This is a genomic window from Yersinia sp. Marseille-Q5920 (assembly GCF_946902935.1).
GTDB classification, from domain to species: domain Bacteria; phylum Pseudomonadota; class Gammaproteobacteria; order Enterobacterales; family Enterobacteriaceae; genus Yersinia; species Yersinia rochesterensis.
This window is the reverse complement of the sequence record NZ_CAMPQA010000001.1, coordinates 366,043-389,765: the sequence shown is the minus strand read 5'-3', so window position 1 is coordinate 389,765 and position 23,723 is coordinate 366,043. Positions and strand designations below refer to the sequence as shown.

Here is a 23,723-nt window from a genome sequence, read left to right as displayed (position 1 = left end):
CTCCATTAAAATAAAGAATGCTGTTGAGTATCCATAATATTTTTATTCCTCTCTAACAATCCCCAAGCGAACCTATCAGAGAAACCATATTTAGGGCATAGCTGCGTCATTACCATCAGTGAAGAGACGCCAGTGTCACGCAACTGCGCAAATTCAGCCAGGAACGAACGGTTACGCAACTCACGCAATGCCCGATCACAACGAGGGAGGTAAAGAACCTCCCCACCAAAGTGCTTGACCAACAGTTGCGCGTTTTCATCACCAATGGTTTCACGTAACAACGTGGCGCGGGCTGCGCCAAGTGCGCGCAACCCTTTACCGATTGGGAAGGTGGTGCCACCCAACTTATCGAGCAGGCGGGCTGTGGCTGGATAACCGATCAACTCGGCAATCTGCTGGACAGACTCTGGCAATAGCGCTTTAACCTGCTCAATATCCATCATGATTTCCCTCGACGTTTGGCATCAATAATCAATGCCTGCATCAGTTTTGTCAGTTGATCCAGCGGCAACCAATCAACATATCTTACCTGAAACATATGTTGCGCCATAGATTCAGCATAATCCCATGGTCGGTTTGCGTCAGCCAGAAGTGCTTCAATCTTACCGAGTATCGTCCTCTTGCTGGCGGGAACGCTGGGGCGACGTCCGCGTTTTGGGGTCGGTTTAGGCTCAAATCCATGAGCCCGCATATAAACCACAATACGTTCTTGCTGCTCGATGGAACAATGAGCCGAGCTGGTTTTACCTGTCAGGCGATAAATAACATCGCGGTAGGTTTCATCGTCCCAGGCTAAAGCAGACTTACCGACATGAATAAGCTGGATCAGTTTTTTGTCCATAACGCCCCCAGTTGAGTCCGTAAACTATCACTGACTCTTGTCGCCAAGCCCAACCGGATAAGCCAGTCAGATAGTGTATCCATCGCCTCGGCTGGTGAGGTATGCCAAGGAAACTTATCAAAGCCCACCAGAGCAAACCACTCGTTATTGAGAGAAGTTAAGGTTAATGATTGTTCAATAACAGTGTGTTGGTTTTGATGCGTCACCAATAAGTTAATCAAAGCGGAAGAACCTACAGAGTACGGGCTGCTGTGTTCAAACTTAGTGATGTGTTGGGTTAATTTCCCGCAGCCAGTCAGTAAATCAGCAGTATCCGCTGGAGAGTAACCGCCCAATTCAAGCAGCTTTGCCCGCGAGGTGGTAATCTCATCAAAAGCCGACTGGAGCACTTTCAGCAGTTCTTCGCTGTAGTCTTCACCCAGTGCCAGGTGATTTTTTAATACGCCAAGGTCAGTCATTCTGCACCTCATCTAATCGAGCGTGACCGGTCACATCAGTCAAATTTAAAGTCCGTGACTCACGATAAAACCAACATGCAGACTCACCCACAAATGCCGTATTGCAACCTGCTGGCAACGGAAGATTGCAGTGATTGCAATTACCCAACGCCGCCTCTTGCCGCTCCAGTCGCTCACCGTCACAAAAGATTAAAAGCTCAACATACTCGCTGGGGATATAAGGCTTACGACCCGGATTGCGGCGCTTGCAGCCATCAAGCAGCATTTTGAGCCCACGGTCAGAGAGAACGATTTCAAGACGATGCTGGCCGAACCGTGACTTTGCGCGGGCGCGGGAGAGGCGCTTACGCGCCGCTGCCTGCTCTTTATTGTTGTATTTAGTCATTGTCGTCATAGTCCTCTTCAATCAGCCGCGCTTCAAAAAGCATCAATCCCACAGGCCAAAGCAACACGGTTACGATGTAAGCAAGAGGGTGAATATCTTTTCTTGCCCAACCCAACCGTTTCAGAATGCTGACCCAGCAATAACCAAGGTAGATGTAGGATGCTACGGCCCAACAGATTAAGGTGATTTCTCTAATAGTCATCATGCCTCCTTAACCCATTCTGATTGTTCAAAACCCGCTTTCACTGCATCAACGATGCGAGACAAATATCGGTAGCGAGGATTTTCTATCATTGGCCAATTAGCGTAGTAAGGGTCATCTCCCAGCAAATCAGCTAAATCTGACCCCGAAATCCATTTGCAAACATCTGATTTGACATCCTCAGAGGAGACAGCCGCATCCCAATATTCACGGGCTTTTTCTTTCGTAATGTCATTTGCGCGAAGTAACCTGATAATCTCCCGCTTCACAAAAATAATATTATCGTCGTTATCACCATCATTTTGCTGGTCAAGCTGCGGGGATAAATAGCCGATAAGATAGTCATTGCCACAACGCCGGAAAAACTGACTGATTGTCTGGTCAGACATCGCGAACCACGATGCTGTCCATGCCTTTCCGTAGCAGGTGATAGTGATTTTCCCTTTGCCTGGCTCATAGTCATCAACCAGAACCTCAATAGGGTCTAAACGTTCCAGACCAGAGAGACGCATTTTCACTGATTGACTGATTTCAATTTCCATTAGACTCTCCCACAGATGCAATGGTTGGTTTCAGATGCTCAATGCTCAGGCCACCGGCGCGGCCATTGACGCTAACCACCACCGCACCATGCCCTAATGCCCAAGCCTCAGTGCGGGTGACCACCTCCACGCCGTCAGGAATACCCTTAACGGAGAAGTAATGGAAACGACTACCAATAGGGTATTTTTGATTGAATTTATCGGCTGATAACCCTTTCAGAAAATGGCTCATGGCTTCACCTTCCACTGTTTTTTATGGTGTTCAACGGCTTGCTTCATGGTGACGCGCTGTTGGTTCTTGTGAACCGTATTCCCGCGACTATCAAAGAAATTGAAGCGCGATTTACCAGGCAAGTTGGGGTACTCGATAACCACGCTGCCATCGGTCAGGGTGTAAATACGTTTGTTGCCGTTATCCTGATATTCCCGGCTGCTGACATGGGCTTTCATGGGCGACCTCCCCAGCCTTTAGACTGGGCTGATTCACAAAACATGGCGCGATGGAGGCACCATTGCTCGTTGACCAGCAGCATGGATGCGTCAGCAGCGGCCAGCCAGGCAGACATGGCGCTGGAGTATTTGAATTGTTGTTCAAGGACTACCGCTTTCTGGGCCAACGCCCTAAACGCAGGATTGGTGACGCCCAGTGGCAGGTAACGAACCTTACCTTTTCCCTTACCTGAGCCAACTTTACCAACAACAGAACCGGTATCCTGGAGAGTGCCAGCCATGCCGTAGCAACGTATTTTTCCATTCCAGCCACGGACAACGCGCCCTTTGCGGATATCACAGGCCAACAACGCACCAACGCGATCAATCGGTAAGCCGGTGAAGTTGGCCAGTTCGCGGCCTGTGGCAGTCCCCAGCACTTGTAGCGCCTGGCGCAATGAATCAGTCTTAGACAGATTTTCCATTATGACCTCCCAATCAATGCGGGCTGAGAATCAGTACCATTGACCGCATGAAGCAAGCTGGCATCTTTACCGGCTCGATATCCAGTCTCCGCAGCATCATCAGCCCCGCGACACTTTTTGGCTTCTCGCATATCGCCTGATTGCAGCCCAATATCTTTCTGCAATTTACGATGGTAGGCAGTGATTAGGGTTGCCTCTGTATCTGTAACCGTAAAATCTTTAATGACCTGATAAGCGCCTATTACCCACCCCTCACAGAAGGTATCCCCTCGGGCTATTTTGGTGCTGGCTTTAATGCTCTTGCGCATTGACGCGGTATATTCACGGCGGGCTTTCATCATTTGGCGAGAGAGTACGTCAAAGGCATAAGCTGCTATTTGTGGGCGTTCATTCGGGCCGTAGAAAATAACCTGACGCTGAGCGGTAGTGTAATAATTACGTTTAAAGGTCATATAACACTTAACGCCGAAAGCCCGACAGATGATATCTGCCAGCAGCCCCATATATTTAGGGACAGCCTGAGCATGAGAGGGAGCGCCTTTACTGCCTGCCTCGTTGATTTCCATCAAGTCGATATCAATGGATGTCAGACCATGCTCACGCATCAGGTTTTGAGCCTGACTCATCGCATTGGCAGCTTCATTGGGATTGGTACTGTGCTTAGCCAAATTCAGCAGTTTCTTTATTTTGGCGAGATACTTTTCTTTATTCATGATGATAGTTTTCCATTATTTTGGCGTAAGCGCGCCCCTGCGGGTTTACGCCATGTTTAAAGATGATTTAAAAGCGAATTAAATTAGCCCGCAGGCGTTAATGATTCCGTATTAGCAAAATAAGGTTCTTTATTAATTTCCACGACAGTCGCCGAATTAAAGTCACTAGCTGGGCCAACCGTCTTTACCGCTTTACCACCGCGTAAAACTTTGCAGGGTTGATAGATAAAAAATGCACCAATGGGATAGCGTCGATTAAACTCTTCGGCTCTCATATCAGACTCCAGAGATATCAAGGGAGATGGCCTGATATTGGTCACTGTCACCAATGCGTTCATAGACCCGGACATAAGAACGACTTCCCACCACCTGTACGGCTTCGCTGATGGCATCCATGGCGCGTAGCCAGCGTAAGTCCTGAATGTCATAACGACGCAGGGCCAAGACTGCCCCAGTATTGATCTCACCCTCTTTATCAGAGGAGAAAGCCCGGTTGATTAAGGTATGAATTTCTGGACGAGCACCTTCCACCCAATCGGCAAGGCATTCATCAATAAGCGCTTTAGCGGCTTGCAGGCGCTCATCAAAGGCAATGCGGTCTTGCATGGCCCGTTGGATTTTATATTTACCGTCAAAGGTATACAGCGTGACGTTGCCTTTCTTACCACCCAGTGAAACATTGTATTCATTGGCTGACAGGTCAACGAACGCGGCGATGTCAGCAAAGGTGGCCAACTTAAACTCGGTCAGCATTTTGTTAACGACCAGTGCGCGATTGATAATGTCACCCACTAATGTGTCGCGCATTTTGTCGATATCTTTAACCAGAGAGATTGGGGTCAGAATACCTTTAGCATCAACCCAGTACCCCTCTGGAGCGGCTTTATCAGTGAATTGTTTGTTATCAGTGGACATGCTTTTTACCTCGTTTTGTTTTAATTAATGCTTCGTGAGCCTTGATTGAAATATGCCCAGCCAACCCGCAAGAAACCGCTTTGGCTATCGCTAAATCATCCTTACCGTCTGTTTTTGTTGCTTCACACCGACAATCAACAGCCATCCGGTTTTTACTGTCTGTCGTAATATCAATGATTATTTTTGCCATAACTGGCTATCTCCAGATGATATGAGCGCCGCGCCAGATGGTCATTTTGACCAGGCTACGGACGCCATTGCGGGTTTCGGTTATCTCAACCGCGCCTTGTTCCCATGCCTTAAAGGGGCGATCAACTTCGATGATCGGACGGCGTAAGCGGGTATTTAATTCCACCACTTTAATACCGGCGCGTAATAAGCGATTAATAGGCTTCATTAAGGTCGGGTTATTAATAGGTAATTGGCACATGGCTTATTCCTTAATTAATTAACATTTTGGCGGCTTGGCGAACGGCACCGACACCCATGGGTGTTTCATTGATATGGCTAAGGCGAATTGCACCGCGCAGTAACTTAAATAAGCGGCGGGCATTGCCTTTTGATTCCTGATAAAGCGCCTCATTGATATCATCTGCTACCGCAGGTAACACACTGGCCGCAATGGCACTGACATCATCTTTAGGCAGGGCATTACCGATATTGAGCGCAAAAGCCACACGGCTATAAAGTTGGACGAATTCGCCACGCTTACCTTTCAGGTTAATCAACAGTCGCGGCATACCAACCAGGACAACGCCGATACCGCTTTTATCGTGCAGGCGGCGCAGCACTTCCAGTGACCGATGTGGCAGCAACTCCCCCTCGTCAATCAACAAGACATAGCCCGAATCACGTAATTTATTGGTACATAACTCAAAGGTTTCATGCATGTTGCCGCGAGGGGATAGCCCCAAACGGTTACAGATTTCTTCCAGTAAGACGCGAGCGGTAAAGCTGGGGTCAACTTCGATTAACAGCGCAGTTGAGTTCTGGCTGGCGTAAGCCTTTAATGCCATGGTTTTACCTAGCCCGGCCTCGCCGTAAATCACATTGATCTCACCGTCAACGTGGGCCATACGGATAATTTCCAGCGCTTTTTTGGATGCTGACGTTGCAACAAACTTCACGTCTACGCGCTGGGCTTTATCTTTCTCGCGAGTGCGATCGAGGAAAGCCTGTACCTCACTATTGACCCTGTCCAAATCCCCGTTATATTTATCTTGTAGATATTGATTGACGGTGGCAGTACTCATACCGATAGCGCGTGAAACCTGTGTTTGGTTGAGGCTTTTACGTTCCATCAGTTCTATAAGGTCATTTTTAATTGTCATGATTTAATTCCTATGTAGTGAATGAGCGGCATTTGATGGGCGTCAAATCGCCGCTTTTTTATTACCGTGTGTTTTTAAATATTCATCGCGATCAGATTGGAATAAAAACATCTCTTCCCGGTCATCATTAATGCGTGAGATATCACCCTGAATCAGTGAGCCAAAGTCAGGCGCACTATCAACGGTTAATACTGGATTAAGCTCGGCATTAATCTCTTCGGCTTTTTGTTCAACCAGTTTCATACGGCGGCTATGGCGGTCTTTTGCCACTTTCTGGACGTAATCGACAGGGAAGGCGGCGCGGGTATTACCATTCACAATCGCAGTACAGATAAACGAGCCATCAAGGCGGCGAACGGTAACGCTGCTGGCATCGTGAATATCGAACTCAACCAGAACTTCTTCGCCATCGACCTGAATTAAACCCTCAGCAAAATATTGGTTATTGAAGATAGACAGCCAACCGCGCTGGGCGGTACGTTTGACTTGCGGACGGAACATGTCGCGCAACTCGATATCGGAAAGGCGATCAATGGTCTCGCTGGCCAGCAATAACTGGCGGTACTCCGTAGCGGTATAGTGTTTACCATCGTCACGGCGGGGTAATTCACTGTGACGGTGAGTGGTGTTATAGGCTTCAATTTCATCTTCTATGGCATCGATAAGCTGCTGCCATGAGGGTAATTTAGCCATCGCCGCCTTTTGGCGACTGCTGAGCTCTTTATTCTTCCCCTGTGCATTGAAGGCTGAATTAAGGTCAACGCTGACCATACGAACCGTTTCGCGGTCAGCAGATTTACCGTTATAGGTGGCAAATTTACGGGCGATACGGGCAGGAATTTCGCGGTTAAGCCGCTCAATAATCCCACGTGCCTGCGGGTTACCGGGGATACCGGTGGGGTGTTCCACACCAAGACGCGATAAAATCCCCGTAATATCAGCATCTAATACGTTTGCGGTTTGACCTGCACCGTTATCTGAATAGTAAATCAGGGGTATGCCGTGACTCTGCATACCGTGGCGCAGTGCATCAGCCACAGCGATCACGTTCTCAGCCAGGCTCAGGCTCCAGCCGACGACATAGCGTGTCCGTCCATCAATAACCAGGGTTATTTCGGGGGTAAATGGGCGACCATGGTCAGGGTGTGCCACCTTCATTTTCATGCTGTGGCCATCGCCAATCCAAACACCATTAACGGGCATTTGTGACCAGTCACGCTTCACATAGGTATTCAGCGCTCGCATGGCAGAACCCGTAACACGGCCACGTTGTTTAACGACGGTTGGCAACTTGTCTAATGCCCGCCGCACGGCATAGACAGAAGGAATTGCGGCGAGCATAGCGGGCTGGTCTGCATACTGCATTTGCCAGTCATGCTCAAAGTTCTCGTAAGCCTCAGCAATGCTTAATCCGTTGGTGGTGCGGTAGTGCGCCATAAATAGTGGCATCCATTTAATGCGCTCAACGGGTTTGCCTTTATTGTGCCCTGGAGCCAATAAAACCAGACGCTCAGAGGGCGTGGCGGCACGTTCATAGTCAACAACCCAACCATTCAGGGTGCGGGTGCTGACGCCTGTGCGCAGACCTTTACGGGCATTGGCCATCGCGGCTGCTTTCTGCAAGTTCTCAGGCAAATTATTAGAACGTGACTGGTCACAAATATAATTAATGGCTCGAATGCGTGACAATCCAGCGTTCTGTAAATTGATAACCTCGGTCACCAGAGTGGCGCGGGCATCCGCAATATCACGCTGTAACTTGGTCAGATTGCCGGTGCTACGTTCCAACAGAGCGGGACATTGGCGCATAAGATCAAGTTCATGCTTGGCTTTTACCCTCGGGTTTAAATCGCCGTTAACTGCCGTTTTAACGGCCTTTTTTTCTGCTGTTAACAGAGAGTTGAGGTGGCGTTCTTTGATTATTGCCTGAGCGTCAGTGGGTAAACTCTCGACCAGATACTCGTAACTTAACCCTTTAACCCCGGTTAATTTTCTGCGTGTCCATCCTTCGTTCTTGGCTTTTTTACCTAGCCCCTGTGGGGTTTTGGGTAAACCATTAACAGACAGTAATTCATTCAGGGTTATCCAGATCATTTGCCAGCCCTCTCTGCATGGCGAGATGGCCAGATAACAGCAGGGGATACGCCAATAGCATTCGCGATAATGACTTCTGCTTTCGGGTAAGAGCCTCTGAGGGCATTTCTCAACGTGGATGGGGCCAGACCAGCATCGACTGATAAGGAAGTCAGTGACAACCCCTTCTTGTGTATTGCGGCAACGATATCCGCTCTATGCCAATCAGTTTCTTTCATTGTTTTCTTCCCGTTCTATTTGTTTTATGCCAACCTATACGGTTACACAGGTGGGTCACCTAACGGCGTTACACCATGTGGCTGATTTGAATATTAGACAGAAACTCAGTTGTTTTCAAATGGTTTCTTTCAAAGTTTCTTGCAAAATCGACAGTTTGAATTTAATCATTTGATATTTATGTGTTTTTATTTGAATGAATCCGTTTTGCTTTCTAGTTTATTTGTTTCGTTCATGGGGTTTTGTATGAAACAGGAATGGTATTTGGCAAAGGACTTGATTCATGTCCCTGGATTGCCTTCTACGCCGCAAGGAATTAATAAGCGGGCAAAGGTGGAAGGATGGGTGAAAAGGCCAGTGAGTGTGCCTGGTGTGCGTGGGCGTTCATTTGAATACCATATAGATAGCTTGCCGCAGGTTATCCGCCATTATCTTGGTTTGGCACAGGAAGCAGGCGTGAGTCAACCAAGCGCTAATTACAAGCGTGATGATTCTGTGGGCTTAGATGCGAATACACAGGAATGGCTGAAGATTTATGAATTAATGACCGAAGAAGAGCGTAACAGCACTTTACAGGTTGTTAGACGTAAGGGGATTGATACTTTGCTGGCAATTACTGACGAAGAGAACCAGGGCTTGATTAGCCTGCCTCCGCAGGCAAAGAAAACAGCACTGTTACTTGCAAAATTGCCACTTGAGAGAGTGAAAGAGATTTTTGATATCGCTGAGATGGGCGAACATGGCGCAGTATTAAATATCAACAAAAAGTAAGCAGATTCATAGAGATATATTCACGTACTTAATGATTTACCTCATAATTATCACAATGCTTTTAAAATGGATCATCGTATGATCTAATTTGTGCAGAATTGAATGCAAAAAAACGCACTTTTGATTATTTTTATCGTGACCATGCAAAATCGTTGAATTGCCCCGCAAGCCGCTCCTTTCAAGGCATCCCGCCTAAATCAGACTCTCCCTAAGCTATGTTAAAATGATCACTCCCCCACACGGATTATGAATAATAAGCCTGAAATAGATTACGAACAGGTATTAAAAGACAGCGGGATGCCGACCACTGAAACAGATATTCGGCTGAAATTTGACGAACTGGTAGAAGAAGAGGGGTTAATTACCAATACCTCCGGCATGTCGCCGTTCTGGCGGCTGATTAAAACCATTGTCACCCGCCCGGTGCTGTGGCTCAACGAGGTGTTAATCAATACCGTGCTGACCAATATGTATCTGGCCACTGCCAGCGGCTCTTTTTTGGATGTGTTTGGCTGGGGCGTCAATGCCAGTCGTAAACCGGCCACCGCTGCACAGGGCATGATCCGCTTCTATAAATCCGATACTCAGCAAGATGTGGTGATACCGGCCGGGACGATTATTCAGACCGAACGCATTAACGGCAAGGTCTACAGCGTGGTGGTGAGCAGTGAAACCGCCATTGCGGCCGGTGTCGCCAGTGGGTTGGTGCCGGTGAATGCGGCTGAGGTGGGCGGAGCGTTTAATCTGGCCCCCGGTTATTACCGAATTTTGCCGCAAGCGGTACCGGGCATTGAACGCGCCCAAAGCGAGGGCAACTGGTTGACGGTGCCGGGCGCTGATAAAGAGTCAGATGATGATTTTCGCGACAGGTGCCGTAACCAGTTCAATCTGGTTGGCAATTATCACACCGATGCGGTGTACCGCAGCATGATAGCCGGTGTTGTGGGGTTATCCATTGACCGGATTTATTTTTTGCATGATGCGCCACGCGGGCCGGGTACCGCCAACGCCTATTTACTGCTGGACAGTGGCGAGATATCCCAACCGTTTATTGATGCGGTCAATGACCATATCACCAATCAGGGCCACCACGGCCATGGTGATGATATGCAGTGTATGCCATTGCCGGAAAGCCAGCATGATTTGCGCGTCACGTTGTATATCAATAACAAAGAGAACCTGAGCGCGGATGAACTGACCGGGCTACACAACGGTTGTGAAAACCTGATCCGTTGCGCTTTTCGTCAAAACAGTCATTACAAAGTGCTTAAGACGTGGCCCTATTCCCGTTACTCATTTTCTAATCTGGGGCGGGAGCTGCACAAGGCGTTTCCGCTGATTGAGTCGGTGAGTTTTTCACTGACCGACATTGTCAGTGGCCTGAGTGTGCCACGCCTGAAAAGTTTAACGGTGGTAATAGAAAATGCCTGATTTCATCACCCGCTTAAAAAGCCTGCGTTTGCCCTCTTGGATGGACAAAGGCGAACCCAACAAGTTACTGCGTATTTGCCGTCGGTGGTGGCAATGGGTGCATGGCTGGCTGAGTTGGCCGCTTAATCAGTTGGATGCTGCCACTTGCACGGTGCCATTGCTTAACGTGCTGGCCTATCAGCGGGATATCAGCCGTTTTAACGGCGAGCCGTTGAGCTTATACCGCAAGCGGGTGCAGTACGCCTTTATTAACGCCGCTGACGCCGGTTCGGTAGCAGGTTTTATTGCCATCTTTGAGCGCTTAGGCATTGGGTATGTGGAATTGCTGGAGCGCCAGCCGGACATTGACTGGGACGTGATTCTGGTGCGCGTCAGTGATGGTCAGATAGCCAGTAACAGCGATTTGTTGATGCAGATTATTCGCCAGTACGGCAAAACCTGCCGCCGTTATCGCTTTGAAGTGATCACCGTCTTAGGGCTGCGTATTCGCGCTGGCTGGATGGGCAATGAATATGTGTGTTACAGCGCCAGCAGTGGCGTGGCAACCAGTGCCGCCGCAGCGGCCACCACCTTTACCGCCTCATTAACAGGGAAGAAATGATGTCTCAATCAATTATCACCACCGCTTTTGAGCAGTGGAAAGCGAGGGAAGCCGCAGGCGGTAACACCGTGGTGGTGGATGAATTTGTATTGGCTTTTGTGCCGGGGTTAAATCCGAATACTCCCATCAATCGCAGCGAGGGGTTACCCCCTGCCGGGCAGATTGTTCACCGTCAGGCGGTGAATAAAACCGGGGTGGTTAATCAAAATGCAGTGGTGTATTCGGTCACTATCGGTACCGAAATAGGGGACTTTGATTTTAACTGGATTGGTCTGGTGAATAAAGCCAGCGGCACGGTGGCCATGATTGTTCATGCGCCGACCCAGCGCAAAATTGCTAATGCCAATGGCCAGCAGGGCAATGCCTTAACCCGCAGTTTTTTAATGGAATATAACGGTGCTGCCAGTGAAACAGGTATCACGGTTCCGGCAGAAACATGGCAGATTGATTTTACCGCCCGGCTGACCGGCATTGATGAGCGGCAACGCCTGATTAACCTTGACCACTACGGCCCCGGTGCATTCTTCGGTAATGGCTTTTTGGTGGCCAAGACCGGCCAGCAATATTACGTGACCGCCGGTAATGCCTATGTGGGCGGGCTGCGGGCTGTGCTGGCGGCAAACAAAAATATTACGGTGTTGGCCAAGCCGGTGAAAGTGTGGGCAGACGTGAGTTTGCAGGGCAATGTGGTCAGTCAGTGGGAAAGCGTGGTATCCGTGAGCGTGGCGGCAACGCTGGCAGATTATCAGGACAATGCCGGGTTTATGCATCGGGTGTTTGCTGTGGCCAGCATTGATGCGGCGGGTAATATTACCGACCTGCGCCCGCAAGGTTCATTGACTGACGATGCGTTAGCAAAACATGAGAAATCCCGTAATCACCCGGACGGGACGCTGTTATATAAGGGGTTTGTCCAGTTAACCAGCGCAACGGATAGTACCAGCGAAACATTGGCCGCAACGCCGAAAGCGGTCAAGGCAGTGATGGACAGTGCCAGCAACAGCTTGGAGCTGCATGAAAAATCGCGTGATCACCCGGACGGGACGCTGTTATATAAGGGGTTTGTCCAGTTAGCCAGCGCAACGGATAGTACCAGCGAAACACTGGCCGCCACGCCGAAAGCGGTAAAAATCGCCATGGATAATGCCAACGCACGGCTGGCAAAAGACCGGAACGGCGCGGATATTCCCAACGTACCACTATTCCGGCAAAACCTTGCGCTCAAAGGCGCGGCACTGGTTGATATCGGTAAAGTTGCCGGTACCGTTGCCGCCGGTGACGATAGTCGCATTGTGAATGCATTACCCGCTACCGGCGGCACTATGACCGGCGCGCTAAAAATAACAGGGATTCACGGCGAGCCCATAGGACCGTCTGGATATAGAAGTTTTCTTATTGGCCCGACAAATTGCGGGATTACAAACCCGACAGGAACCGGCATAGGTCTGCATTCTGACAAGAATATTTACTTCTGGAATGACAACTCAGGCTATTCAATGATACTGCGCCCTGACAGGCTATCAGTGAATACACCCACTGGCTTTGCAAATATTAAAGGCTCTGGAATTACTCTAACAACAAATAGCATCACTGAGGCTCTTTATATTGAAGCCACAGGAAAGTGGTATGTCGGAAACGGCAGTGGAAACAACAGTAGTGTGCTGACTATATATAACAACGCGGCAAACGCGGGTCTGAATATTAGCGATACGGTATCGAGCACTGCACCATTTAAAGCCCCAAAGATTACAAGTGATGGCGATTTCTATGCGGGTGGCGGAGCCACAGCCTACGGTTATAACGGCGATATTAAAGGCGCAATATGGGGTAACGGCTGGCTATCTACTTATCTCAACGCGATGCGCAGTACATCAGCGTTGAGCGGAAATGGGTGGTGGCGTGACCCGGTATCAAAAATGATTATCCAGTGGTGTACCGGCCCCGCAATTATTCATGAAACGCTGAATGTGGTGACTAAATTCCCGATTCCTTTTCCGGCGGCGTGTTTGATGGCGCATGTGTCCACAAAAAACCCCGCTCAGGATATAAATAGTGATGTGTGGTATCAACTCGCAAGCTGGGATAACACCAGCGCAACGTGCATATTGCAGCGGCCCGGCGGCGGTACAGCCGGTGCAGCAGTTTACCCGCTATTTATTGCGATTGGTTTTTGACAGGAGGTCACTATGTATTGTTTTTCAGCTACAACACTGAGTTTTTACCCCAAAGAGTTGCTTGATGTTTATGCAGACGCCGGGACATTACCGAGTGACTTGATCGAGATTGGCGATGATATTTATGCGCAATTTGCAGCGCAACCGCCAGCCGGGAAAATGCGCGGTGCAGATAAAAAAGGTAAGCCGGTATGGGTGAATGTTCCTGCTCCCGTGGTTACGGCTGATGCTGTAGCAGCGACGGCCCGCCGCTATCGTGATGCATTTATTACGGCAACCGATGCCATCACCATTGTTGATTATTCAATTGATGATAAGCCTCTGACAGATGCACAGCGCAGTGAGTTAATGGCCATTCGTGCCGCTTATCGCGCATGGCCAACACTGGCCAACTGGCCATTAATCGAGTTGCCAGAATTACCGCAATGGCTTTTGATTGAAGCGGTAAATCAGGGCTATCGGGTGCCGGTATGGCCAGAGGTGCGGGATGTGGCGTAAAGCAACATTATCTATCCCCGGTAATATGGCCGCAGTCAATTGCGCCATGCTGCCGGTGCATCCGTGGGTTTATGGCGTAGGCCGTAGCGAGGAATCGGGCAGTTACCTTAGCCCGCAGAACGCCGTGGATCATCTGGCGGGAAAACTGGCGGGCAGCGGTGGCCAGCAGTCGGTGGTGGTATTTATGGTCTGCGCCGCTGACCATCCCGCCTTTATGCGAGCGCTCACGCAATTCTCTGCGGTGCTGCCGTTGCCGGTGTTCTCGCAAGTCGCCCGCATGGCCAGCACTGCGGCCACACTGGCCACCACCAAAATGCAGTTACCGGTCAATGCCGGAAGCGCTTTACCGCTGCCGCAGCCGTTATCCACCGCAACCAGCCGCATGGCCATCAATGCCCAACGTATCGCACAGGCCAAAGATGCCGCCGGGGCGGGGGCTAGCATGGCTGGATTGGGATCGGCGTTATCCGGTTTTGCCAGTGCTAAAGCGGCGGCATTGGCCAGTGTGGAAAATGCGTTAAATGGCTTACTGGCAGGCAGTGCGCAGGCGTGGGTATTTACCGCCAGCGGCAGCGCGGCCACGGTGGCCAGTGAGATGAAAAAGAACGTACCGCAGCAGGATGCGGTTTTTACTCTGGCCACGCTGTTTGCCGGAGAGGATTTAACCACGCTGGAGGCGATGATAAATGACCCAGATAGTCATGCTGGCACTGGACGGTGAAGCCATCCCGTTAAAGGGGTTGACCGTAACCCCTACTATGCAATTTCAGGAAAAAGACCAGTCCGGGCAGACGTCGAGCACCGCCACGGCAGAGCAGGGCATTAAGGCCAAAGAGCTGCGCGTATCCGGGCTGGTGTCGTTCAGCACCCCGGAGGTATTAACCCGCATTTTTGCACTGGCTGAAACCAAAGACGCAGGCGGCGCACTGAAAAAATACCGGGTAGCCAATCAGGTGGCGCAGGCGATTAATTTCCGGCTGGCCACCTTTACCGGCGCGATTGATGCGCCAAAACAGGATGGCAAAATGGCGTGGCTGGTGACCTTTACCCTCAAAGAGTTTTTGAGTGTGTCAGAAAAACGCGAGGCCCGCGCCGGGGGCAAAACTGCCGCCAAAAAGCAGACCGCAGGCGGTACCAGCGGCAGTGAAGCGGGCGAGGATGCCGAGAAGTTGAGCTGGTTTGAGCGCAAAGTGTTGAAACCGGTCAATGATGCGCTGGGGCCAACCTCATGAAATCTATTCGCAGGTTGATGCTGTCCGGCGATGTGGTGCCGCTGGTTGATGCCAATCTGGTGTTGGAGCTGAACGCCTGCGGGCGCGGCTTTATTACCGCAGAAACCACCACCGATTATACCGGCAAATTGGTGCGGCTGGATGCCGGTTACCCTGAATTAATCTTGCGCTGGTTTACCGGTTATGTGGAACGCTCGCAACCGGCAGAGAACGGCGCTCAACGGCTTTTTGTACGTGAGTTAACCGGCGTTTTCGAGCGCATGTGGCCGGTATCGATGCAACACCCGACCCTGCGCCAGTTGGCGGAATGGCTGACTGACAACAGCGGGTTAACGTTCCAGCTTGCCGCCAGTGCTGATTATAACGACAAGCCAATACCGCATTTTACCCACAGCGGCAGCGGCTATCAATTGTTGGCCAATATCGGCCACGCCTTTGGCATTACGGATTATGTCTGGTACCAGTTGCCAGACGGCGCGGTCTATGTGGGCAGTTGGCAACATTCATTATTTGCCGGTAAGCCAGTGGCTATCCCGCCTGAATTTAGCACCGCAGCGGCGGCAGGCAATACCATGACCGTGCCTATGATCCAATCGGTGCGCCCCGGAGTGGAATTGAATGGCCAGCGCTTAACTACTGTTCGGCTGAATAATGATGATTTGGTCTTAACGTGGACGCCGCGCAATAAAATCACCGGCCAGCCGTTGCAGAAAACCCCGATACAGCGTCAGATTGATAACGCCTACCCGGAGTTATCCGCCGGGTTACATCTGCCGAAAATGGCCCGTGTTGAGGGGCCAAGCGAGGCGGTGACCAGCGGTGATATGGCTGACCCGTTCCGGCCCCGTTATGCCGTTAATCTGCAATTGCTGGATGATGATGGCAAGGCCGCGGCAGATACGCCGGTTTACCCTGCGGTGCCGTTACCTCTGCCGATGGCCGGGGCCGAGTCGGGCATGTTCCAGTTCCCCCCGGCAGGTACCTTGGTGGAAGTGGGCTTTACTGGCGGCAGGCCGGATAAGCCATTTGTGCGTCAAACCTTATCACAGGGCAATAACCTGCCCACGGTGCAGCCGGGTGAGCAACTACAGCAACAGCGTGATGGGGTATCGCAGCGGGTGACGGTGGCGGGGGACTGGGAGCGTAAAACCGATCAGGTTATTCGTGAAGAATCCATGAGCCGGGTGATTACGGCTGACGATGAAACCCGCACACTGGTAGCCCGTGAAACCACCGTTCAGGCCACGGACAAAACCACGGTACTGGGGACGGCCACTTTACTGGCCGGTGCTATCCAGCAGATTAGCGAGGGGGATTACAGTCTGGCCACTCAAGCCAGTTACATGGCCAAAGTGGGCAAAACCTTAACCACCGATGTGGGGCAGGACTTGATAGAGAAAATTGGTAATATCCGCAGCAGCATAGCCGCCGCCCGGCAGGATGTGATAGCGCCAGTGGTGTGGATTGGTAGCCAGCAGATTAACGTGATGGCCCTCATGCTGGATACGCTGGATGTGGTGAAAGAGCTGGCGCAGTTGACCGCAGCACATACCCATACCAATACCGGAGGCCCGCTCAATGCTGCTAGCATCACCGCCACCGGTACCAAGTCAGACGGATTACGTGGTAAATACGCCCCTGTGATCGGCTAATCGATCTCGCACAATCAGCCCGCCGCGCGCGGGCTTTTTTACGCCTGTCACAAACCGCTGCCAATGGCCCAACACACCCCGCGATAAACTCACCACCACACCGTAATACTCAAAATGGATCACGCCAGCCACGGCTCGCGCACGTAGCGGAACATGCCACGAAAGAAACGTCATCATGACGGAAACGGCACTACACCGCACCCGCCTGCACACTTTGCGTAATAAAGTTTTTTCAGTTTTAATTTTCTACAAAACACCCCGCCAGCCCGCGCCGTGGCTGGGGCTTTGCAGAGTTTTGCCAACTGAAAAGATTGAAAAGAATTTCAGTATTTTTCAGTTTTCGGATCTCTAAGTGGATCGTGGAAAAGTATTAGTTAATTGAATTTAAAGGATATTATGTGAATTACGTGATTAGTAATATCTCTTTACATGGCTTTATATGTTTTATGAAAAATATAGTCAGGCTAGAGCTAGCACAGATTGCAAGAATGATAATTAAAATTCGCAAACTGAAAATAGTGAGGCAATATATTTAGCTAAGCTTGAAATGATTTTTTACACTCAAATAAAAATAGGATCGGTAATGAAAGTTAAAGAATCAGAAGTATTTGGTTCAATTGCGTCACCTGAAAATTTTAATCAGATACTGGAATTAGTACAGAAACACAATGCTCGGCGTAATAATGTATATATGTGGAGAGGGCAGGCTAACCTCAAATGGCCTATTCACAGTTCTGCATATAGACGTTTGAATTTAGACTCAAGTTCAGTAACAGAGCGGGGTATGAGGATGTATGAGAACTGGCTTCTGCGTCAGGCTAGCCATCAAGGCTATGACTATGAAAATGGACGAAGACTTTCAGACTTTGAATTACTCGCAAAACTTCAACATCATGGTGCGGCTACAAGATTGATTGATTTCTCAAGAAATATTTTAGTAGCTCTATGGTTTGCTTGTAGATCAGAACCGAATAAAACAGGGATTCTGCTTGGTTTACATACGGATGGATTAGGCGGTGTAGAGACTAAACTTGAAAATCGGCCCTATAAAAAAATATTTCAACTGGGGCAACACGACGATGATAGTCATCCCCAAGCATGGCAACCTCCTGTAGTAACAAAGAGAATAGCAGCTCAAAGCGCACATTTCTTATATAGCTCTGTTTGTGAACATAAAATGGGAAGTTTGGCATTTGATAGTAAGCCACATGCATTCTTAGCTATAGCTATATCTCCTAGCCTAAAAAGAATGTCATTGGAGCTTTTAGCTGGGACTTTTGATATTCGGCATATTACCCTTTTTCCAGATATTGACGGTTTTTGTTACGCCCACGGTGAACGATTTGGGCAATTTAATAACGAGCGGTGGTGATTTAGCTGGAGGAGTATTGTGTTTTATTCCATTGATTGAGCCTTGATCCATAATGATAGTATCGCCATTTCATCGCCAATAGCTATGCGAAGCGGTTGTAAGATATTGATAGGTAATGGCTTGGATTCCAGACAAGAAAAAACCCGATAGTCTTGAACCTAAGAAGGCGGGACTATCGGGCTCCTCAATATGGGGACATCAAAGAAAAGCAGTGGCACTAAATCAGACCCCAGTCTGGTAAGAAAGTTCTAGGGAAATGAAAAAAGGTTAAAATAATGTTTAGCTTTGTCTCGAATGTCTTTTTTAGTGCACTAGCCTAATATTCCCGGCCAGACAATGACGATTAATGAACCCGCCAATGTCAGTAACACGTTCGCAATGGCATAGGTACCGGCGTAACCTAATGCAGGGATGTTACTGCGAGCCGTATCACTGATGATATCCATGGCCGGTGCGCAGGTACGCGCGCCCATGATTGCGCCGAAAAGCAAGGCGCGGTTCATGCGTAATACATAAGCGCCAAAGATAAAACAGATAACCACGGGGACCAAACTCACGATCAAGCCGGAAATCAGCATTTGCCCGCCCACGGCACCCAGGCTGCTATTAATACCGCCACCTGCACTTAGCCCGACGCCCGCCATAAAGACCATCAAGCCGAACTCTTTCACCATATTTAGCGCCCCTTGCGGGATATAGCCGAAAGTCGGGTGGTTAGCCCGTAAAAACCCGAGCATGATGCCGGCCATTAACAGACCGGCGGCATTACCAATACCAAAACTGAAATTACTGAATTGGAAAGTAATCAAGCCAATCATTAATCCCAAAATAAAGAAGGCGCAGAATGCCAGCAGGTCGGTGACCTGGCTGTGAATGGAGATAAAGCCAATTTTTTCTGCCACGCTTTTGACGCGCCGAGCATCACCGCTGACTTGCAAGACATCGCCTTTATTCAACACCACATTGTCATCAATCGGCATTTCAATCTGGCTGCGGATCACGCGGTTCAGGAAGCAGCCGTGGTCGGTCAGTTTTAAGTGGCTGAGGCGCTTACCGACGGCATTGCTGTTTTTGACCACAATCTCTTCAGTAACAATGCGCATGTCCAGCAAATCACGGTCGAATACTTCTTTTCCGTTACGGAAACTGGGATCAAGGCGGGAATGGGCATCGGGATAGCCGACCAGCGAGATTTCATCGCCAACTTGCAGCACCGCGTCACCATCTGGGTTCGCCAAGATACCATTGCGGCGAATGCGCTCGATATAGCAGCCAGTTTGGCGATAAATCCCTAATTCACGGAGGTTTTTACCATCGGCCCACGCCACTAATTCCGGGCCAACGCGATAGGCGCGAATAACCGGCAAATAGACTTTGCGCTGGCTGTCAGTATCAAGGCCGCGCTCACGAGCAATTTGCTGAGCACTGGTCGGCAAGTCTTGATGCTGTAGTTTGGGTAAATATCTCGCGCCTAAAATCAGGCTGACCAGCCCAATAAGATAGGTCAGGGCGTAACCCAGGCTCAGATTATCTTGGGCGTGTTGCAGCGCCGGATTATTGGCGATGGTGTGGCGTAAAGTATCGCCAGCCCCCACCAACACCGGGGTGGAGGTCATTGATCCGGCCAGCATCCCGGCCGTCAGACCAATGTCCCAGCCAAAGAGTTTACCCAGCCCCAGCGCCAGAATCATCGCACTGCCCACCATGACCAAAGCCAGCATCAGGTAGTTTTTGCCGTCGCGGAAGAAAATAGAGAAAAAGTTTGGGCCAGCTTCGACACCGACACAAAAAATAAACAGCATAAAGCCCAGATTCAGTGCTTCAGTATTGATAGTAAAATGCTGTTGCCCAAGCAACAGTGATACCACCAACACACCAATAGCGTTACCTAATTGAATAGGCCCTAATCGCAGTTTACCCAGGCATAACCCCAGCGCTAAAACCACGAATAACAGCAAGATGTAGTTGCCGTTTAACAAATTTGCGACGTTTATATTCACGAGTATGACTTTCTATTCAGCCAGGATAATCCACGATATATACGCCCTTAATGTTAAATCAGAGCGACACATATCTTGTAATTTAAAAACCGTTTAATTCTAAAAAATACCGCCGACAGGATATAAATGTAGGCAATAGCGTGGGTTATTCTAGTCGGTCTGCTGCGAGACAGCCAGTAGTAAGCGGGAAGTTTGGTGTTGCCAGAGGGATATGCTTAATTATTAACTAAGTGCAGGGTTATCTGTTGGGAATGAGCCACATAAAGTGACTTTGGTCGGCCGCGATGACTGCGTTGATAGCAATGACAGGTAAGAAAAAAGGGCCGCAATGGCCCTTTTTCGCATAAAACTCATCATTATTGGCACTGCGGCTGTTACTGGCGGCACACCAACGGATCAGTTTGTCTGCCGATTACTTGAACAGGCTCAGATTTTCTTTAGCATAGGCTTCGAAATCTGTGCAACCGCCAATGTGTTTCTCATCGATAAAGATTTGTGGCACAGTTTCTACCGGTTTGCCGACTGTTTTTTCCAGATCAGCTTTGGTTATCCCTTCCGCGTGAATATCGATGTAACGGAATTTAAAATCGTCGCGTTCAGTTTCCAGTTTTTCCGCCAGCTCTTTGGCACGAACACAGTAAGGACATCCAGGACGCCCAAAAATCACAGCAAACATGTAAAACTCCTTGATTAAATTGAGGTAATCACTTCGTCAACAGTTACTGATATATTCAACTGTTAAATAACTTCTAGCGTATTACTCACTCTCACTTGGGTCTACTATGCCCTGTGGTGCAGTGAAAAAAAAGCAGGATTTACCTGTTAATCTGATTAATCCTACCTATTTGCTTCTCGATACTGTTACAAATAGTGAGGATTCAATACACTGGTTAAAAGCGAATAGAGGGCTTGTCGGAGGTAAAAATGCGCTCATTAGGAGATATGCCCCGTATTGTTATCGTGGCAGAAGTGCTGGGGATGTTGTTATTGGTCATGGCCTATTTAAGTATTAATGACTATGTGTCACTACCTGGCTCTATTGGGACACCGGCTGTTGCCATCATGATGATTTTTATCGGGATTGCTTTGATGATCCCGGCGGCAACTTGCATTGTTTGGCGTGTAGCCCATGGTTTTGGCCCGCTATTAGGCAGCGCTGATAGAGTATCCAGGCCACAATCAAAGAAAGAGTTAGAAGAAGCGCGAACCAAAAAAGAGAATAAATCTGGGTAAGGCCATGATTGAGTCTTTTTGGGGACATTAAATTAGTCGGGATTGAAGTGGCGCTGTCGGCCAATATTCCGTAAGCTATTCCACTTTTCATATTATGAGAATCGTGAGGTAGGTAGTTATGGATTCACTCATCGTCCCGGATTTAGCCTTATTACGGCGTTGGCTGGATCAACTCGGTATCTCATTTTTTGAGTGCGATTCCTGTCAGGCACTGCATTTACCACATATGCAAAATTTTGAAGGGGTGTTTGATGCCAAAATTGATTTGGTTGATAACATCATCCTGTTTTCAGCGCTGGCCGAAGTGCGGCCGACCGCCTTAATCCCGCTGGTTGCGGATCTTAGCCAAATCAACGCCAGCTCACTGACGGTGAAGGCTTTTATTGATATTCAGGACGATAATTTGCCAAAACTGATTGTCTGCCAGTCACTGACTGTAGAGGTTGGGGTGACATTCGCGCAATTTGGTTATTTTATGCAGCAGTGCGAAGAGCAGATTTCGATGATCATTCTGGAGGCGCGCGCTAACGACTTACTGTTTATTGGTAACAGTGATGACGATGAGTTGCCGCAAACCGCCACTGCTTACCCTGTCATACATTAATTGACTCCCGTGCATCAATAATCAGAGTGCTGCTGATCATCAGCGGCACACTGTCATTCCCCCCCGTAAACCATAAGATATTCTGCTTTTTACCCTCCTTTGCCAGATATTTATCGCCGTTTATGCCATTAGTGGCGCATTACATAGATAGAATATGCATAAAAAATCGATAAAAGGCGTTTTTTACCCTAGAGTCTGGTGCGGATTACCAACTGCGGTTATGCTGCTCTTTCTGCAAAGGGCATAATATTCCTCCGCAAAATCAGTGATTATCCTTGTTAGGTTAATCATCACCCACAGTGCATAGTCATGCATAGGGTATTTGTGGAAAGAGCGCTCGGCAGGACAAAGGCGTTGTATCCTACGGATGCACATTTATCGCACTAATTTACCCCCTATTTTGGAGGAGTTAACGGATGTTCACCCAACGTAAAAAGTGGTTATCGGGTGTTGCTGCTGGCCTATTAATGGCTGCGTCCGTCTCAGCATCTGCTGAAGAAAAAACACTGCACATTTACAACTGGTCTGATTATATCGCTCCAGATACGCTGGCTAATTTCCAAAAAGAAACCGGCATTAAAGTTGTCTATGATGTGTTTGACTCCAACGAGGTGTTGGAAGGTAAATTGATGGCGGGGAGCACTGGGTTTGACCTGGTGGTGCCGTCAGCCAGTTTCCTTGAGCGCCAATTGTCTGCGGGCGTATTCAAGCCGCTGGATAAAAGCAAATTACCGAATGACAAAAATCTTGATCCCGAGTTGTTGACCTTGGTCGGCAAGCACGATCCGGATAACAAATACGCGATTCCGTATCTGTGGGCGACTACCGGTATTGGCTATAACGTCGAGAAAGTCAAAGCGGTGTTGGGGAAAGATGCCCCGGTAAATAGCTGGGATTTGGTGCTGAAACCTGAAAACCTTGAGAAGCTGAAAAGTTGTGGCGTTTCCTTCCTGGATGCGCCAAGCGAGATTTTTGCTACTGTGCTCAATTACTTGGGAAAAGATCCTAACAGTATTCAGGCCACGGATTACACCGGCCCGGCGACTGAATTGTTATTAAAATTACGCCCCAATATTCGTTATTTCCACTCTTCACAATACATTAATGACTTGGCTAACGGGGATATCTGTGTCGCTGTGGGCTGGGCTGGCGATATCATGCAGGCCTCTAACCGCGCCAAAGAAGCCAAAAATGGTGTGAATGTGGCTTACAGTATTCCAAAGGAAGGGGCACTAGCCTTCTTTGATGTATTTGCCATGCCAGCGGATGCTAAAAATCAGGATGAAGCCTATCAATTCCTGAATTATCTGATGCGGCCAGATGTGATTGCCAACATCAGCAACCACGTGTTTTATGCCAATGCCAATAAAGCGGCGACCCCGCTGCTGAACGCAGAAGTCCGTGATAACCCTGGTATTTATCCGCCAGCCGATGTGCGAGCTAAAATGTTCACATTAAAAGTGCAAGATCCCAAAATTGATCGCGTGATCACCCGGGCTTGGACCAAAGTGAAAAGTGGTAAATAAACCATTGGCGGGAATCAG

33 protein-coding genes are annotated in these 23,723 nt (G+C 49.0%); 13 read left to right on the top strand and 20 right to left on the bottom strand.

Going from position 1 to position 23,723, the window contains the following annotated elements; genetic code table 11:
- Positions 1–5: 5 nt before the first annotated feature.
- From OVO64_RS01895 to OVO64_RS01815, 17 genes are all read right to left on the bottom strand, one after another.
- Positions 6–440 (bottom strand): Mor transcription activator family protein, encoded by a 435-nt coding sequence (locus tag OVO64_RS01895; protein WP_057631313.1) that lies wholly within the window; start codon positions 438–440, stop codon positions 6–8.
- Complete coding sequence (locus tag OVO64_RS01890; RefSeq protein ID WP_267248565.1) at positions 440–841, bottom strand: gp16 family protein; 402 nt, start codon at positions 839–841, stop codon at positions 440–442. The genes OVO64_RS01895 and OVO64_RS01890 overlap by 1 nt, the downstream gene beginning before the upstream one ends.
- Positions 826–1,299, bottom strand: coding sequence for a hypothetical protein (locus OVO64_RS01885; protein ID WP_267248564.1), 474 nt, complete (start codon positions 1,297–1,299; stop codon positions 826–828). The genes OVO64_RS01890 and OVO64_RS01885 overlap by 16 nt, the downstream gene beginning before the upstream one ends.
- On the bottom strand, positions 1,292–1,693 hold the full coding sequence (locus OVO64_RS01880; protein ID WP_267248563.1) for a hypothetical protein: 402 nt from the start codon (positions 1,691–1,693) through the stop codon (positions 1,292–1,294). The genes OVO64_RS01885 and OVO64_RS01880 overlap by 8 nt, the downstream gene beginning before the upstream one ends.
- Complete coding sequence (locus tag OVO64_RS01875; protein ID WP_267248562.1) at positions 1,677–1,889, bottom strand: hypothetical protein; 213 nt, start codon at positions 1,887–1,889, stop codon at positions 1,677–1,679. The genes OVO64_RS01880 and OVO64_RS01875 overlap by 17 nt, the downstream gene beginning before the upstream one ends.
- Complete coding sequence (locus tag OVO64_RS01870; protein WP_267248561.1) at positions 1,886–2,428, bottom strand: hypothetical protein; 543 nt, start codon at positions 2,426–2,428, stop codon at positions 1,886–1,888. The genes OVO64_RS01875 and OVO64_RS01870 overlap by 4 nt, the downstream gene beginning before the upstream one ends.
- Positions 2,418–2,660, bottom strand: a complete 243-nt coding sequence (locus tag OVO64_RS01865; RefSeq protein ID WP_267248560.1) for a hypothetical protein — start codon at positions 2,658–2,660, stop codon at positions 2,418–2,420. The genes OVO64_RS01870 and OVO64_RS01865 overlap by 11 nt, the downstream gene beginning before the upstream one ends.
- Positions 2,657–2,878: a hypothetical protein gene (locus tag OVO64_RS01860; RefSeq protein ID WP_267248559.1), complete on the bottom strand. Its 222-nt coding sequence runs from the start codon at positions 2,876–2,878 to the stop codon at positions 2,657–2,659. Before OVO64_RS01860 ends, OVO64_RS01865 begins: the two co-directional genes overlap by 4 nt.
- On the bottom strand, positions 2,875–3,342 hold the full coding sequence (locus OVO64_RS01855) for an ANR family transcriptional regulator (RefSeq protein ID WP_267248557.1): 468 nt from the start codon (positions 3,340–3,342) through the stop codon (positions 2,875–2,877). The genes OVO64_RS01860 and OVO64_RS01855 overlap by 4 nt, the downstream gene beginning before the upstream one ends.
- The gene (locus tag OVO64_RS01850; RefSeq protein WP_077174015.1) at positions 3,342–4,055 is read right to left on the bottom strand and encodes a DUF2786 domain-containing protein; all 714 of its coding nucleotides are present in this window, start codon (positions 4,053–4,055) and stop codon (positions 3,342–3,344) included. Before OVO64_RS01850 ends, OVO64_RS01855 begins: the two co-directional genes overlap by 1 nt.
- 83 nt (positions 4,056–4,138) lie before the next feature.
- Positions 4,139–4,330, bottom strand: a complete 192-nt coding sequence (locus tag OVO64_RS01845; protein WP_077174014.1) for a hypothetical protein — start codon at positions 4,328–4,330, stop codon at positions 4,139–4,141.
- Between the two features lies 1 nt (position 4,331).
- Positions 4,332–4,970 (bottom strand): DUF3164 family protein, encoded by a 639-nt coding sequence (locus tag OVO64_RS01840; protein WP_077174013.1) that lies wholly within the window; start codon positions 4,968–4,970, stop codon positions 4,332–4,334.
- A complete protein-coding gene (locus OVO64_RS01835) occupies positions 4,960–5,160 on the bottom strand; it encodes a hypothetical protein (RefSeq protein ID WP_012303415.1) in 201 nt (66 codons plus the stop codon). The genes OVO64_RS01840 and OVO64_RS01835 overlap by 11 nt, the downstream gene beginning before the upstream one ends.
- Positions 5,161–5,166: 6 nt before the next feature.
- Positions 5,167–5,400, bottom strand: a complete 234-nt coding sequence (locus OVO64_RS01830) for a hypothetical protein (RefSeq protein ID WP_012303416.1) — start codon at positions 5,398–5,400, stop codon at positions 5,167–5,169.
- 10 nt (positions 5,401–5,410) lie between these two features.
- Positions 5,411–6,301: an AAA family ATPase gene (locus OVO64_RS01825; RefSeq protein ID WP_267248556.1), complete on the bottom strand. Its 891-nt coding sequence runs from the start codon at positions 6,299–6,301 to the stop codon at positions 5,411–5,413.
- Between the two features lie 42 nt (positions 6,302–6,343).
- Complete coding sequence (locus OVO64_RS01820; protein ID WP_267248555.1) at positions 6,344–8,395, bottom strand: Mu transposase C-terminal domain-containing protein; 2,052 nt, start codon at positions 8,393–8,395, stop codon at positions 6,344–6,346.
- Positions 8,392–8,613 carry a helix-turn-helix domain-containing protein gene (locus tag OVO64_RS01815; protein WP_049608950.1) on the bottom strand — a complete coding sequence of 74 codons (222 nt, stop codon included), beginning with the start codon at positions 8,611–8,613 and terminating at the stop codon, positions 8,392–8,394. Before OVO64_RS01815 ends, OVO64_RS01820 begins: the two co-directional genes overlap by 4 nt.
- Positions 8,614–8,857: 244 nt before the next feature.
- On the opposite strand from OVO64_RS01815, the gene OVO64_RS01810 reads away from it, so the two are divergent.
- The 8 genes from OVO64_RS01810 (at position 8,858) to OVO64_RS01775 (ending at position 16,970) form a co-directional block, all read left to right on the top strand.
- Complete coding sequence (locus OVO64_RS01810; protein ID WP_267248554.1) at positions 8,858–9,382, top strand: DNA-binding protein; 525 nt, start codon at positions 8,858–8,860, stop codon at positions 9,380–9,382.
- A 246-nt stretch (positions 9,383–9,628) separates the two neighbouring features.
- Complete coding sequence (locus tag OVO64_RS01805; RefSeq protein ID WP_267248553.1) at positions 9,629–10,813, top strand: baseplate J/gp47 family protein; 1,185 nt, start codon at positions 9,629–9,631, stop codon at positions 10,811–10,813.
- Entirely contained in the window at positions 10,806–11,414 is a 609-nt protein-coding gene (locus OVO64_RS01800) for a phage tail protein (protein WP_050289564.1), read from the top strand. The genes OVO64_RS01805 and OVO64_RS01800 overlap by 8 nt, the downstream gene beginning before the upstream one ends.
- Positions 11,414–13,588, top strand: coding sequence for a tail fiber protein (locus tag OVO64_RS01795; protein WP_267248604.1), 2,175 nt, complete (start codon positions 11,414–11,416; stop codon positions 13,586–13,588). Before OVO64_RS01800 ends, OVO64_RS01795 begins: the two co-directional genes overlap by 1 nt.
- A gap of 12 nt (positions 13,589–13,600) precedes the next feature.
- Entirely contained in the window at positions 13,601–14,086 is a 486-nt protein-coding gene (locus OVO64_RS01790) for a tail fiber assembly protein (protein WP_267248552.1), read from the top strand.
- Positions 14,076–14,807 (top strand): hypothetical protein, encoded by a 732-nt coding sequence (locus tag OVO64_RS01785; RefSeq protein WP_267248551.1) that lies wholly within the window; start codon positions 14,076–14,078, stop codon positions 14,805–14,807. The genes OVO64_RS01790 and OVO64_RS01785 overlap by 11 nt, the downstream gene beginning before the upstream one ends.
- The gene (locus OVO64_RS01780) at positions 14,773–15,318 is read left to right on the top strand and encodes a hypothetical protein (RefSeq protein ID WP_267248550.1); all 546 of its coding nucleotides are present in this window, start codon (positions 14,773–14,775) and stop codon (positions 15,316–15,318) included. The genes OVO64_RS01785 and OVO64_RS01780 overlap by 35 nt, the downstream gene beginning before the upstream one ends.
- Positions 15,315–16,970 (top strand): hypothetical protein, encoded by a 1,656-nt coding sequence (locus OVO64_RS01775; protein ID WP_267248549.1) that lies wholly within the window; start codon positions 15,315–15,317, stop codon positions 16,968–16,970. The genes OVO64_RS01780 and OVO64_RS01775 overlap by 4 nt, the downstream gene beginning before the upstream one ends.
- On the opposite strand, the gene OVO64_RS01770 is transcribed toward OVO64_RS01775, so the two are convergent.
- The gene (locus OVO64_RS01770; protein WP_267248548.1) at positions 16,938–17,147 is read right to left on the bottom strand and encodes a hypothetical protein; all 210 of its coding nucleotides are present in this window, start codon (positions 17,145–17,147) and stop codon (positions 16,938–16,940) included. The genes OVO64_RS01775 and OVO64_RS01770 overlap by 33 nt on opposite strands.
- Here OVO64_RS01770 and OVO64_RS01765 point away from each other — a divergent pair.
- Positions 17,146–17,322: a hypothetical protein gene (locus OVO64_RS01765; RefSeq protein ID WP_267248547.1), complete on the top strand. Its 177-nt coding sequence runs from the start codon at positions 17,146–17,148 to the stop codon at positions 17,320–17,322. The genes OVO64_RS01770 and OVO64_RS01765 overlap by 2 nt on opposite strands.
- Positions 17,323–17,553: 231 nt before the next feature.
- Positions 17,554–18,342 (top strand): FRG domain-containing protein, encoded by a 789-nt coding sequence (locus OVO64_RS01760; protein WP_267248546.1) that lies wholly within the window; start codon positions 17,554–17,556, stop codon positions 18,340–18,342.
- A gap of 311 nt (positions 18,343–18,653) precedes the next feature.
- On the opposite strand, the gene OVO64_RS01755 is transcribed toward OVO64_RS01760, so the two are convergent.
- Together OVO64_RS01755 and OVO64_RS01750 are read right to left on the bottom strand one after the other, a co-directional pair.
- Entirely contained in the window at positions 18,654–20,342 is a 1,689-nt protein-coding gene (locus OVO64_RS01755; RefSeq protein WP_050077825.1) for an aspartate:alanine antiporter, read from the bottom strand.
- A gap of 412 nt (positions 20,343–20,754) precedes the next feature.
- Positions 20,755–21,018: a GrxA family glutaredoxin gene (locus OVO64_RS01750; RefSeq protein ID WP_004389584.1), complete on the bottom strand. Its 264-nt coding sequence runs from the start codon at positions 21,016–21,018 to the stop codon at positions 20,755–20,757.
- A 248-nt stretch (positions 21,019–21,266) separates the two neighbouring features.
- On the opposite strand from OVO64_RS01750, the gene OVO64_RS01745 reads away from it, so the two are divergent.
- The 3 genes from OVO64_RS01745 to potF all read left to right on the top strand — a co-directional run bounded on the left by OVO64_RS01745 (position 21,267) and on the right by potF (position 23,705).
- Positions 21,267–21,575, top strand: coding sequence for a YbjC family protein (locus tag OVO64_RS01745; protein ID WP_038632014.1), 309 nt, complete (start codon positions 21,267–21,269; stop codon positions 21,573–21,575).
- Positions 21,576–21,693: 118 nt separating this feature from the next.
- Entirely contained in the window at positions 21,694–22,179 is a 486-nt protein-coding gene (locus OVO64_RS01740) for a YbjN domain-containing protein (protein WP_004389586.1), read from the top strand.
- A 416-nt stretch (positions 22,180–22,595) separates the two neighbouring features.
- Entirely contained in the window at positions 22,596–23,705 is a 1,110-nt protein-coding gene (gene potF, locus OVO64_RS01735) for a spermidine/putrescine ABC transporter substrate-binding protein PotF (RefSeq protein ID WP_038632017.1), read from the top strand.
- The last annotated feature ends 18 nt before the right edge of the window (positions 23,706–23,723 follow it).